We start from the raw sequence: 12,706 nt of genomic DNA, 5'->3' as shown, positions 1-12,706 counted from the left end.
CGGGGCCTTTTGCATGACAGCTCAGGCTTACGCCGCTTTCGCTTCCGGCTGGCTCAGGGAGCGGTTCAGCGCGCTGAACAGGGCCTTGAAGCTGGCGGTGGTGATGTTTTCGTCGATGCCGACGCCATGCACCGCACGCTCGCCATTCACCCGCAGTTCAATGTAGGCCGCTGCCTTGGCATTGGTGCCCGCGCCGATGGCGTGCTCGTTGTAGTCCATGATTTCCACGGGGACTGGCAAACCGGCCACCAGCGCTTCCAGGGCACCATTGCCCTTGCCGCGCCAATGCAGGTTGGTTTCGCCCTGGCCTTGGCTGGCGACTTCCACTTCGACGGCGCTGTGGCCGTTTTCTTCCTGCAGGCGATGGCTGACCAGCGCGTACGGGGTATTGGCTTGCAAATACTCGCTGTGCAGCAGGGCGTGGATTTGCTGGGCTGTCATTTCCAGGCCCAGGCGATCGGTCTCACGCTGCACGACCTGGCTGAACTCGATCTGCATGCGACGCGGCAGGCTGATGCCGTATTCCTGTTCCAGCAGGTAGGCGATACCGCCCTTGCCCGACTGGCTGTTGACGCGGATGACCGCTTCGTAGCTGCGGCCGATGTCGGCCGGGTCGATCGGCAAGTACGGCACTTCCCACAGCGCGTCCGGTTTCTGCTGGGCGAAGCCCTTGCGGATGGCATCCTGGTGGGAGCCGGAGAACGCCGTGTGGACCAGGTCGCCGACGTACGGGTGACGTGGGTGCACCTGGATCTGGTTGCACTCTTCAACGACTTTGCGCACGCCGTCGATGTCGGAGAAGTCCAGTTGAGGGTCGAGACCCTGGGTGTACATGTTCAGGGCGACGGTCACCAGGTCAACGTTACCGGTGCGCTCGCCGTTGCCGAACAGGCAGCCTTCGACGCGGTCAGCGCCGGCCATCAGGCCCAGTTCGGTGGCGGCCACGCCGGTGCCACGGTCGTTGTGGGTGTGCAGGCTGATGATCACGCTGTCACGACGGTTGATGTGACGGCCGAACCATTCAATCTGGTCGGCATAGATGTTCGGGGTCGCGCATTCCACGGTGGCCGGCAGGTTGAGGATCATCTTGTGCTCGGGCGTCGGGTTCCAGACTTCGATTACTGCGTCGCAGACTTCCTTGGCGAACTCCAGTTCGGTGGCGCTGAAGGTTTCCGGCGAGTATTCGAAGGTCCACTCGGTGTCCGGCTGCATGGCCGCGTATTTGACGAACAGCTTGGCGGCGTTCACGGCGATGGCCTTGACGCCGTCCTTGTCCTGGTTGAAGACAATGCGGCGGAAGGAAGGGGAGGTCGCGTTGTACAGGTGAACGATGGCTTTCTTCGCCCCGCGAAGGGATTCGAAGGTGCGCTCGATCAGGTCTTCACGGCCCTGGGTCAGCACCTGGATGGTGGTGTCGTCCGGGATGTGGTTGCCTTCGATCAGGGTGCGCACGAAGTCGAAGTCGGTTTGCGAAGCGGCCGGGAACGATGCTTCGATTTCTTTCACGCCCACCTGCACCAGGGTTTTCCAGAAGCGCAGCTTCTTGACGGCGTCCATCGGCTCGATCAGCGACTGGTTGCCGTCACGCAGGTCGGAACTGCACCAGATCGGCGCGGCAGTGATGGTTTTCGACGGCCAGGTACGGTCCGGGATGTCGATGGTCGGGAACGCGCGGTATTTCGAAGACGGGTCTTTGAGCATGCTCATCGGAGTAATCCTTATTGTGTAGGCCGAAAAAAGGCGGCCAGCCGGTGGATCAAATGTTCTGGGGGTAAGGCGTGAGACGAGGCACCGCGATCAGCCCGGCAGTCGTGCGCTGACAAGGCACAGGCTGCGGTGCTGGCGAAGCTGGATGAGGGTGTGAGGAGTTTTCATGCCTTCAACCCTAACCGCGGGGGGGAAAGATGGCAAGCAGTCGAAAAAAATTGAGAGGAATACTCGTGTCTATGTATTTATCGAGATTTTATTGTGCTGAATGGCTCTGATTGTTCAGTTGCTTGCGCAGGGTTTGAGTGATGCGCAATCGAGGCTTTTGGCATCGGGCCGTGCCCGTGCAGCTATGCTTACAGCCTCGACTGACAAGCAGGAGTCGGCGATGAACGAGTCCGATTGGAAGCTCTATTGCGTGTTGCGTCCGGTCGCCCATGAGCGGATGTGCGTGCGGATCATGGCGGATGTCGAAAAGACAGTGCTGGATAAAAACCTCTCACCTTATGAGCGGATAGAGGCGAGCGAGGAATTGCTCCAGGCCGGTCAAAAGGAGTTGTACTGGGCGTTTGGGGTATTCAGGTTCTCGCGGCATGAAGCGCGTTCTCACTTGCTCGGGCTATGCGCCCGTGAGCTGGTCACGGCTGAAGAGCTGACCGGGTTCTCGGAGGAAACCCGGGAATGGATCAAGCACTGCCTGGCCGACCGGGAAGCCCACGGGATAGAAGACCTGGACGCTGAGTAAGCGGCATCGGTGATGCCGCCACCCGCAGACTTAAGGCTGAAACGCCCCGATGAAAATCGCCGGATCTACCCGCGCGTCGTTCAGGCTGACGTTCCAGTGCATATGCGGCCCGGTCGCCCGACCGGTCGAACCGACCTTGCCGACCACATCACCGCGCGCCAATGGCTGACCGACCTTCACATCGATTTTCGACATGTGGCAGAACATGCTGATGAAGCCTTGGCCATGGTCGACAAACACGGTGTTGCCGTTGAAGAAGTAATTGCCGATCAGAATCACCTTGCCAGCGGCCGGGGTCTTGATCGGTGTGCCGGCTGGCACTGCGAAGTCCAGGCCTGCGTGGGGATTACGCTCTTCACCATTAAAAAACCGGCGCACCCCGAACTTGCTCGACAGCGGCCCATTGACCGGTTTGTCCAACAGCAGGTTGCTGGGGGTATTCGGGCTGAACGTACGATAGGCGGCAATCTGCTCTGCCAGCTCGCGTTCGATGCGCTTGAGGTTTTCCGGGTCAGGGTTGACCTGCTGCGTGTTCTTCAAGGTGATGCGTTGTTCCGGGTATTTCTTCTGGCCCACGGTGAAGCTCAGCGTACGGCCGCCGCTGCTGATGGACTGGGCGCCCGGTTTAACGGTCAGCGGTACGCCGACGATGGCCAGCCAATTGTTCTGCTCCTTGACCACCAGTACCGGTTTGCCCTGATAGCTCGCTTTCGGCGCTTGCGCGGAGGTGCCCAGATCCACCACCGCGACGCCGCCGGGCACTGGTTTGTTCAACAGTCGTGTGATGTAGCTGTCGGCGTGGGCGTTGAGGGTCAGGCACAGCAATAGCAGAGAAGCTAAAAGGCGCGGCATGGGTCAATCCAGTAATGAAAGGGTGACAGGCGTCAGGTGATTGTCTTCGACCCGCACTTGCAGCTCGCCTTCGCCCAGTCTGGCTTTCAGACGTTGACCGTTATGGGTTTGCGCGGCGTTGCGAATCGCGTTGCCGCGCTCGTCGAGCAAAATGCTGTAGCCGCGGCCCAGCGTCGCCAGGGGGCTGACCACATGCAGGGTCTGCATTTGGCTTTGCAACTGCAGGCGACGGTTTTTCAGGCCCTCGCGCATGGCGCGGGGCAGGCGTTCGGCGAGACTGTCGAGGCGCTGGCGCAACAACGCCAGTTGCCGACCGGGATGTTGCCCGGCCAGGCGGGTTTCCAGGCGGATCAGCCGTTCACGTCGAGTGTTGAGGCTGCGTTCGAAGGCGCGACGCATGCGCATGTCCAGATCATCCAGGCGTTGCGCTTGCTGGCGCAGGCGTTCGCCGGGGTGACGCAGGCGCCGGGAGATGCCTTCGAGGCGCAGGCGGTCGCGCATCAAACGGTCGCGCATGCGCATCACCAGCCGTCGGTGCAGGCTTTCGACCCGACGGACCAGATCGCTGGAGTCCGGCGCGAGCAATTCAGCGGCGGCGGATGGCGTCGGAGCGCGTACGTCGGCGACGAAATCACTGATCGACACATCGGTTTCATGGCCGACGGCGCTGACGATCGGCGTTACGCAGGCGTCCACCGCGCGGGCCACGGCTTCTTCGTTGAAGCACCAGAGGTCTTCCAGCGAGCCGCCGCCACGGGCCAGGATCAAGGCGTCGAAGCCGCGGGCATCGGCCAGTTTCAGCGCGCGGACAATTTGCGCGGTGGCTTCGCGGCCCTGAACGGCCGTAGGGATCAGCGTCAGTTGTATCTGAGGTGCGCGACGGCGGAACACGCTGATGATGTCGCGGATCACCGCGCCGGTGGGTGAACTGATGATGCCGATCCGTTGTGGATGGGCCGGCAGCGGTACCTTGCGCTCGGCACTGAACAGGCCTTCGGCGCTGAGTTTTTCCTTCAGCGCATCGAAAGCCAGCCGCAACGCGCCATCGCCGGCAGGTTCCACGGTGTCGAGGATCAGTTGGTAGTCCCCGCGCCCCTCGAACAGCGAGACCTTGCCGCGTACCTTGACGGCCAGGCCGTCTTTCAACGCTTGTCGTACCCGCGCCGCGTTCTGCCGGAACAGCGCGCAACGCACCTGGGCACCGCTGTCCTTGAGCGTGAAGTACACGTGGCCGGACGCCGGGCGGGCCAGGTTGGAGATTTCGCCTTCGACCCAGATGTTGCTGAACACGTCTTCGAGCAGCACCCGTGCTCGGCCGTTGAGCTGGCTGACGGTCAGGACTTCACGGTCCAGGCCGAGTCTTGCAAAGGGATCTTTAATCATGGGGCGCATGATAAAGGCATTCGGTGACCAATCTCTATGACCCCGCACAAATCAGTTGTTGGAGGCTGTTTGTGGGAGTGAGCTGGCTCGCGATAGCGGTCCGGCAGGCGGTATCGTCGGTGAATTTCAAGACGTCGTCGCGAGCAAAACGTTAAAGTTGTCAGCCGTAATCAAGGAAGACAGGGGAATGGATGTGCTTGAGTTGTTAAACCAATGGTCATTCGGCGTCATGGAATGGCTGGTGATCGGGGGCGGTATCGCCCTGGCTTATATCGTCTTTGGCATCGCCGGTTTCGGCACCGCGTTGGTGGCTGGGCCGGTTCTGATTCTGTTCATGCCGCTGTCGAAAATCGTGCCCTTGCTGGTGTTGCTGGATTTTGTCGCGGCATTCGGCAATCTGTTGCCTTCGCGGCGCAACGTCGCCAAACCGGAGTTGTTGCGTTTGCTGCCCTGCATGGCGGTGGGTTGCACGCTGGGCGTGATTTTTTTGCTGAACCTGAAATCCGATCTGTTATTGCTGTTGATGGGGTTGTTTATCAGCGTCTATGCGATCTACAACCTGTGGGTCAAAGCCCGGCCAGCGCAATTGTCTGCCGTGTGGGCACTGCCGATGGGGGCGGTGGGCGGGATGTTCGGCGCGTTGTTTGGCAGTGGCGGCTTTTTGTATGCGATCTATTTGAACAGTCGGCTGCCCAAGGACGAAGCGCGGGCGACGCAGAGCGCGCTGATCAGTTGCAGCACGGTGGTGCGCTTGAGTCTCTTCGTGGTGGCGGGGGTATACGCCGAGCTGCCATTGTTGGTACTGGCGCTGTGCTTGTTGCCGGCGATGGCGCTGGGGCTGTGGATCGGTCGAGGGCTGACGATGCGCCTGTCTCGCGAGGCCTTCGTGCGGTTGGTGACCTGGTTGGTGCTGGCGAGCGGGATCGCGCTGATCGGACGCTACCTCAGCACCTGAAAAGTCAATCAGTGGCGTGATGTTTTGTGTGGGAGCGAGCCTGCTCGCGATAAGGTCGTCACATTCAACATCGAGTCGGTTCGTACGCTATCGCGAGCAGGCTCGCTCCCACAGAAGCGCGCTTGGCGCACGTTAATCAATCGTTGTACTGGCTCAGCAACCGTTCCATCCGCGCATTCAAGCGGCGTTTGATTTCGGTTTCGATGTGCGGCGCGAAGTCGTCGATCACATCCTGCATGATCAATTGCGCGGCGGCACGCAGTTCGCTGTCGAGGTACAGCAGGGCGTCGGCGCCCTTGCTGGCGCTCGGCGCCGGTTCGGCGGCTGGCGCGGGCGCTTTCGGTTCGACGGTCGGCGCGGGGGCGCTGACGGTATCGAACAGCATCGGAATCTGTTCCTGTTCACCTTCTTCGACCGTGTCGGTCAGCAGCGGTGGTTGCAGGTTGTCATCGCCGAGCAGTTGGCGGATCGACTCAAGGTCGTCCAGCAGGTGCACGGACTTTTGCAGTGGTTTTGGAGTGTCCATCGGAATGCTCAGAGTCGCTGTAAACGGTGATCTTGCAGAGGATAGCCCTGTTCGCGGTAGAAACGGAAACTCTCCCGCGCGGCCTGGCGAATCACCGGGTCTTCCACCACCACTTCTGCCACGCGGGAAAAGCGCTGGGCAAAGGCCGGCACTTTCAGGTCGAGATTGACCAGCAGATCCTGGTGCTGACCGCAGTCTTCGCCAAGGCCCAGGACGATCAGGCTGTCCGGTTCGCTTTCGGCGGGGCCGTGGGGCACGAAACTTTCGCCTTTGAACGCCCATAAGCGTGCGTCGAGATCGTCGCGTTGGGAGGCATCGCTGCAATGCAGGTAGATGCGGTGCCCCATGCGCCAGGCTTTCTCAGTGAGCTTGCAGGCGAAATCCAGGCGTGCCGAAGGATCGGCGCTGGGCAGGATATAGAAGTCGACTTTGGTCATTGCGGTTCCTGAGCCGGGGCGGCGTCACTGGCAAGCAACGCCGCCCGGGATCATCGGTTTCAGGCTTTGGCGCGGTCCAGCAGGTATTGGGTCAGCAAGGGAACCGGACGGCCAGTGGCGCCCTTGTCCTTGCCGCCGCTGGTCCAGGCGGTGCCGGCGATGTCCAGGTGCGCCCAGTTCAGGTTCTTGGTGAAGCGCGACAGGAAGCAGGCTGCGGTGATGGTGCCGGCTTTCGGGCCGCCGATGTTGGCGATGTCGGCGAACGGGCTGTCGAGTTGCTCCTGGTACTCATCGAACAGCGGCAGTTGCCAGGCGCGGTCGTCGGCTGCCTTGCCGGCGCTGAGCAGTTGGCCGATCAGTTCATCGTTGTTGCCCAGCAGGCCCGAAGTGTGGGAGCCCAGGGCAACCACGCAAGCGCCGGTCAGGGTGGCGATGTCGATGACGGCTTGCGGCTTGAAGCGCTCGGAGTAGGTCAGGGCATCGCACAGCACCAGACGGCCTTCGGCGTCGGTGTTGAGGATTTCCACGGTCTGGCCGCTCATGGTGGTGACGATATCGCCCGGGCGAGAAGCGTTGCCGCTCGGCATGTTCTCGGCGCAAGCCAGGATGCACACCAGGTTGATTGGCAATTTCAGCTCGAGTACCGCACGCAGGGTGCCGAACACGCTGGCAGAGCCACCCATGTCATATTTCATTTCGTCCATGCCGGCGCCTGGCTTGAGGCTGATACCGCCGGTGTCGAAGGTGATGCCTTTGCCGACCAGGGCGTAGGGCTTCTCGGATTTCTTGCCGCCGTTGTATTGCATGACGATCAGGCGCGGTGGTTGGGCGCTGCCCTGGCCAACGGCATAGAACGAGCCCATGCCCAGTGCCTTGATCTTCTTCTCGTCGAAGACTTCGACTTTCAGGTCCTTGAATTCTTTGCCGAGGTTTTTCGCTTGCTCACCGAGGAACGTCGGGTGGCAGATGTTAGGCGGCAAGTTGCCCAGGTCGCGAGTGAAGGCCATGCCGTTGGCGATGGCGGTGGCGTGGGTCACGGCGCGTTGCACTTCAGCCTGGGCGGCCTTGATGGTCAGCAGGGTGACTTTCTTCAGGGCGCGTGGTTCGGCTTTCTGGCTCTTGAACTGATCGAACTGGTATTCGCCGTCCACCAGGGTTTCGGCCAGCAGGCGGGTCTTGCCGTAGCTGTCGCGGCCCTTGACCACGATTTCGTCCAGGGCCAGGACCGCATCACTGCCGCCCAGGCCTTTGAGGGTATTGAGTACGCCGGCGATGATTTTGCGGAACGGGCGGTCGCCCAGTTCTTCATCTTTACCCACGCCCACCAGCAGCACGCGCTCGGCCTTGAGGTTTGGCAGGCTGTGCAGCAGCAGGCTCTGCCCGACCTTGCCGGCCAGGTCGCCACGCTTGAGCACGGCGCTGATCGCACCGCCGCTGAGTTCGTCGAGTTGTTTGGCGGCGACGCCGAGTTTGCGGCCTTCACCGACGGCGACCACCAGCGTGGCGGTTTTCAACGTTTCCGGGTTAACGCTCTTTACAACCAGTTCCATGTCCGGGTCCCTGAATTGATGGTCAACTCGCAAGCGCTCGACACCGTATGTGCGTCGCCTGCCTGCATCTAAATAGAAAGTAATAGTAAGGCGCCAGTACCGACCGGCGACGAAGGCCGCAGTTTGAACCTCGCTGGAGGCGCCTGACAACCCTCGGTTGTACGATTGTCGGAGCGAGCCTGCTCGCGAAGAACTTGAGGCTGCGGCGGGGTTTCAGGCTTCGCGCGATTAGGTGTCGCCCTTCGCGAGGAGGCTCGGTCCTGCAGGCGCTTCCATGCATTGCGCAGTGACAGGCGCACCCAATCACAGGATAATGCGCCATCTTTTTCGGCGGCTCTGCTCTGCGGGTTGCCTGATATGTTTGTTTGTTTGGCTGCCTTCGCCTGACAATCCTGGAGTGTCTGGTTTGATCGTCTTCCGTTACCTATCCCGCGAAGTCCTGTTGACCTTGAGCGCCGTCAGCGCCGTGCTGCTGGTCATCATCATGAGCGGACGCTTCATCAAATACCTCGCCCAGGCGGCTTCGGGCCTTCTGGATCCGGGTTCACTGTTTCTGATCATGGGCTTCCGCCTGCCGGGATTCCTGCAACTGATCCTGCCATTGGGGCTGTTCCTGGGGATTCTGTTGGCGTATGGCCGGCTGTATCTGGAAAGCGAGATGACCGTGCTTTCGGCTACCGGCATGAGCCAGCAGCGTCTGTTCGTCATGACCCTTTTTCCGGCCACGCTGGTGGCGCTGATCGTGGCGTGGCTGAGCCTGAGCCTGGCGCCACAAGGTGCCAATCAGTTCCAGTTGCTGCTGAACAAGCAAGATGCCCTGACCGAGTTCGATACCCTGGAGCCGGGGCGCTTTCAGGCGTTGCGCGACGGTACCCGGGTGACCTACACCGAGCAGTTGTCCGATGATCGTATCAACCTGGGCGGCGTATTCATCTCGCAAAAGAACGCCTCATCCGACGGGAAAGATCGCGGGATTTCCGTGCTGGTGGCCGAAAAGGGCCGGCAGGAAATCAAGCCTGATGGTAATCGCTACCTGATCCTCGACAATGGCTACCGTTACGACGGTAATCCGGGGCAGGCCGACTATCGTGCGATCAAGTACGACGAGTACGGTGTATTGCTGCCCAAGCCGGATGTCAGTGACGAAGTCACCGACCGTGATGCGCTGAGCACCAGTGTCTTGATCCATAGCGATGACTTGCGTATGCGCGCCGAACTTGAGTGGCGCCTGTCCTTGCCTTTGCTGGTCTTCATCGTGACCCTGATGGCGGTGCCGCTGTCGCGAGTCAATCCGCGCCAGGGGCGCTTCCTCAAATTGTTGCCGGCGATTCTTCTTTATATGGCTTACCTGACCCTGCTGATTGCCGCACGCGGCGCCCTCGACAAGGGCAAGATCCCGGTGGCGTTGGGCTTGTGGTGGGTGCATGCCATCTTCCTGGTCATCGGCCTGGGCCTGCTTTACTGGGAACCCCTGCGCTTGAAAATGGCGAGTCGCCGCAGCGCGCTGGAGGTGGCCCGTGGTTAAGCTCGACCGCTACATTGGTAGCAGCGTACTCATTGCGATCCTGGCCGTGCTGGGGATCATCCTGGGGCTGGCGACGTTGTTTGCGTTCATCGACGAAATGGGCGAGATCAGCGATACCTACACCCTGACCGATGTCGCGAGTTATGTGCTGCTGACGGCACCGCGCCGGCTTTACGAGATGTTGCCGATGGCGGCGTTGATCGGTTGCCTGATCGGCCTCGGCAGCCTGGCCAGCAACAGCGAGTTGACCATCATGCGCGCGGCCGGCGTGTCGATCGGACGAATCGTCTGGGCGGTCATGAAGCCCATGCTGGTGCTGATGCTTGCCGGCGTGCTGATCGGCGAGTACGTCGCCCCTGTCAGCGAAAACATCGCGCAAGCCAATCGTTCGCTGGCCCAGGGCGGTGGCGACGCGCAAAGTGCCAAGCACGGCATGTGGCACCGTCAGGGCGATGAGTTCATCCACATCAACTCCGTTCAGCCCAATGGCATTTTGTACGGTGTGACCCGTTATCGCTTTGACGCCGAGCGGCACATGTTGTCCGCCAGCTTCGCCAAGCGCGCAGAGTTCGACAAGGAGCACTGGCAGTTGACCGATGTCACCACCACGCTGTTCCACGATAAAAGCTCTGAGGTGGTGACTGCACCCGTGGAACGCTGGGACGTGGCATTGAGCCCGCAATTGCTCAATACCGTGGTGATGACACCCGAGTCGCTGTCGATCAGCGGTCTGTGGGGGTATATCCACTATCTGGCGGACCAGGGCCTGAACAATGGTCGTTACTGGCTGGCATTTTGGATCAAGGTGTTGCAACCGTTGGTGACTGCCGCGCTGGTGCTGATGGCGATTTCCTTCATTTTCGGTCCGTTGCGTTCGGTGACCCTGGGTCAGCGGGTGTTTACCGGCGTGCTGGTGGGCTTCACTTTCCGCATTGCCCAGGATTTGCTGGGCCCTTCGAGCCTGGTGTTCGGTTTCTCGCCGTTGTTTGCGGTGCTGGTGCCGGCCGGTATCTGCGCCTTGGCCGGGCTGTGGTTGTTGCGTCGCGCCGGTTGATGGCGGGGCGTTCCCGGCTTCTTTGGTCATAAAAAACGCCCCTGTCGCAAGACCGGGGCGTTTTTGTACTGGCCGTCTGACCTGCGAACGTGACGCTTGCGCCGTGGATCAGGTACAATTCCCGGCTATTTTTCGGCGGGCTATGCCTGCAGCCTTTTTGAGTGTTGATCCGTGAGTGATTTGAGTCATATCCGCAATTTCTCCATCATCGCCCACATTGACCATGGCAAGTCGACGCTGGCCGATCGCTTCATCCAGATGTGCGGCGGCCTGGCCGAGCGTGAAATGGAAGCCCAGGTCCTCGACTCCATGGACCTTGAGCGTGAACGCGGCATCACCATCAAGGCGCATAGCGTTACCCTGTATTACAAGGCCCGTGATGGCATCACCTATCAGTTGAACTTCATTGATACCCCCGGCCACGTTGACTTCACCTACGAAGTCAGCCGCTCGCTGGCGGCCTGTGAAGGCGCGTTGCTGGTGGTCGATGCCGGTCAGGGTGTCGAGGCGCAGTCGGTAGCCAACTGCTACACGGCGATCGAGCAGGGCCTGGAAGTGATGCCGGTGCTGAACAAGATCGACCTGCCACAGGCCGATCCGGACCGCGTTAAAGAAGAAATCGAAAAAATCATCGGCATCGATGCCACCGACGCGGTCACTTGCAGTGCCAAGACCGGTCTGGGCGTCGATGAAGTGCTCGAGCGCCTGGTAACCACCATTCCGGCGCCGACCGGCAACATCGAAGATCCGCTGCAAGCGTTGATCATCGACTCCTGGTTCGACAACTACCTGGGCGTTGTGTCCCTGGTGCGCGTACGCCATGGCCGTGTGAAGAAGGGCGACAAGATTCTGGTCAAGTCCACCGGCAAGATCCACCTGGTGGACAGCGTCGGTGTCTTCAATCCCAAACACACCGCTACCGTTGACCTGAAAGCCGGTGAAGTGGGCTTCATCATCGCCGGCATCAAGGACATTCACGGTGCGCCAGTGGGCGATACCCTGACCTTGAGCTCGACGCCGGACGTCGATGTGTTGCCAGGTTTCAAACGCATTCAGCCTCAGGTCTATGCCGGTCTGTTCCCGGTCAGCTCCGACGACTTCGAAGACTTCCGTGAGGCGCTGCAAAAGCTCACCCTGAACGACTCGTCGCTGCAATACACACCGGAAAGCTCCGACGCCCTGGGCTTCGGCTTCCGTTGCGGTTTCCTCGGCATGCTGCACATGGAAATCATCCAGGAGCGCCTGGAGCGCGAGTACGACCTGGACCTGATCACCACCGCGCCAACGGTAATTTTCGAGCTGCTGCTCAAGACCGGCGAAACGATCTACGTCGATAACCCGTCGAAGCTGCCGGACCTGTCTTCCATCGAAGACATGCGCGAGCCGATCGTGCGGGCCAATATTCTTGTGCCGCAGGAGCACCTGGGCAACGTCATTACCCTGTGCATCGAGAAACGCGGCATTCAGCATGACATGCTGTTCCTCGGTACCCAGGTCCAGGTGACCTACGATCTGCCGATGAACGAAGTGGTCCTGGACTTCTTCGACCGCTTGAAGTCCACCAGCCGCGGCTATGCTTCGCTGGATTACCATTTCGACCGTTACCAATCGGCTAATCTGGTGAAACTGGATGTGCTGATCAACGGCGACAAGGTCGACGCCCTGGCGCTGATCGTGCACAAGGACAACGCGCACTACAAAGGTCGCCAGTTGACCGAGAAGATGAAAGACCTGATTCCGCGGCAGATGTTCGACGTGGCAATCCAGGCCGCCATTGGCGGTCAGATTGTGGCGCGGACAACCGTCAAGGCACTCAGAAAGAACGTATTGGCCAAATGCTACGGCGGTGACGTTAGCCGTAAGAAAAAACTGCTGGAAAAGCAAAAGGCCGGTAAAAAACGCATGAAGCAGGTCGGTAACGTGGAAATTCCACAAGAAGCCTTCCTTGCAGTGCTCAGGTTGGATAGTTAGG

The 12,706-nt window shown here is 60.4% G+C and carries 11 protein-coding genes; 5 read left to right on the top strand and 6 right to left on the bottom strand.

The genetic code is table 11. The annotated features are described in order from the left end of the window. Positions 1 to 27 precede the first annotated feature (27 nt). Positions 28 to 1,707 (bottom strand): 2-isopropylmalate synthase, encoded by a 1,680-nt coding sequence (gene leuA, locus JQF37_RS23680; RefSeq protein WP_047538113.1) that lies wholly within the window; start codon positions 1,705 to 1,707, stop codon positions 28 to 30. A gap of 388 nt (positions 1,708 to 2,095) precedes the next feature. Here leuA and JQF37_RS23675 point away from each other — a divergent pair, with 388 nt between their 5' ends. Next, positions 2,096 to 2,452, top strand: a complete 357-nt coding sequence (locus tag JQF37_RS23675; protein ID WP_047539337.1) for a hypothetical protein — start codon at positions 2,096 to 2,098, stop codon at positions 2,450 to 2,452. Positions 2,453 to 2,482: 30 nt separating this feature from the next. Here JQF37_RS23675 and JQF37_RS23670 read toward each other — a convergent pair whose 3' ends face one another. Together JQF37_RS23670 and xseA are read right to left on the bottom strand one after the other, a co-directional pair. Next, entirely contained in the window at positions 2,483 to 3,304 is an 822-nt protein-coding gene (locus JQF37_RS23670; protein WP_103405816.1) for a M23 family metallopeptidase, read from the bottom strand. A 3-nt stretch (positions 3,305 to 3,307) separates the two neighbouring features. Beyond that, positions 3,308 to 4,687, bottom strand: a complete 1,380-nt coding sequence (gene xseA, locus JQF37_RS23665) for an exodeoxyribonuclease VII large subunit (protein ID WP_130207466.1) — start codon at positions 4,685 to 4,687, stop codon at positions 3,308 to 3,310. Between the two features lie 187 nt (positions 4,688 to 4,874). On the opposite strand from xseA, the gene JQF37_RS23660 reads away from it, so the two are divergent. Next, positions 4,875 to 5,642, top strand: a complete 768-nt coding sequence (locus JQF37_RS23660) for a sulfite exporter TauE/SafE family protein (RefSeq protein WP_130207468.1) — start codon at positions 4,875 to 4,877, stop codon at positions 5,640 to 5,642. A 136-nt stretch (positions 5,643 to 5,778) separates the two neighbouring features. Here JQF37_RS23660 and JQF37_RS23655 read toward each other — a convergent pair whose 3' ends face one another. The 3 genes from JQF37_RS23655 to JQF37_RS23645 are packed head-to-tail and all read right to left on the bottom strand — an operon-like array spanning position 5,779 to position 8,155. Continuing rightward, positions 5,779 to 6,168 carry a hypothetical protein gene (locus JQF37_RS23655; RefSeq protein WP_047538121.1) on the bottom strand — a complete coding sequence of 130 codons (390 nt, stop codon included), beginning with the start codon at positions 6,166 to 6,168 and terminating at the stop codon, positions 5,779 to 5,781. A gap of 8 nt (positions 6,169 to 6,176) precedes the next feature. Continuing rightward, positions 6,177 to 6,605, bottom strand: a complete 429-nt coding sequence (locus tag JQF37_RS23650) for a DNA polymerase III subunit chi (protein ID WP_130207470.1) — start codon at positions 6,603 to 6,605, stop codon at positions 6,177 to 6,179. A 59-nt stretch (positions 6,606 to 6,664) separates the two neighbouring features. Next, complete coding sequence (locus tag JQF37_RS23645; RefSeq protein ID WP_130207472.1) at positions 6,665 to 8,155, bottom strand: leucyl aminopeptidase; 1,491 nt, start codon at positions 8,153 to 8,155, stop codon at positions 6,665 to 6,667. A gap of 406 nt (positions 8,156 to 8,561) precedes the next feature. On the opposite strand from JQF37_RS23645, the gene lptF reads away from it, so the two are divergent. The 3 genes from lptF to lepA all read left to right on the top strand — a co-directional run bounded on the left by lptF (position 8,562) and on the right by lepA (position 12,705). After that, entirely contained in the window at positions 8,562 to 9,680 is a 1,119-nt protein-coding gene (gene lptF / locus JQF37_RS23640; protein ID WP_130207474.1) for an LPS export ABC transporter permease LptF, read from the top strand. Continuing rightward, positions 9,673 to 10,734 (top strand): LPS export ABC transporter permease LptG, encoded by a 1,062-nt coding sequence (lptG, locus tag JQF37_RS23635; RefSeq protein WP_130207476.1) that lies wholly within the window; start codon positions 9,673 to 9,675, stop codon positions 10,732 to 10,734. The genes lptF and lptG overlap by 8 nt, the downstream gene beginning before the upstream one ends. Before the next feature lie 171 nt (positions 10,735 to 10,905). Next, on the top strand, positions 10,906 to 12,705 hold the full coding sequence (gene lepA / locus JQF37_RS23630) for a translation elongation factor 4 (RefSeq protein ID WP_130207478.1): 1,800 nt from the start codon (positions 10,906 to 10,908) through the stop codon (positions 12,703 to 12,705). Position 12,706: the final 1 nt, after the last annotated feature.

Origin of the sequence: Pseudomonas sp. MIL9 (genome assembly GCF_016887925.1) — a bacterium.
Taxonomy (GTDB): domain Bacteria; phylum Pseudomonadota; class Gammaproteobacteria; order Pseudomonadales; family Pseudomonadaceae; genus Aquipseudomonas; species Aquipseudomonas mohnii.
The sequence above is the reverse complement of the archived record's forward strand: the minus strand, read 5'-3'. Positions and strand labels throughout refer to the sequence as shown.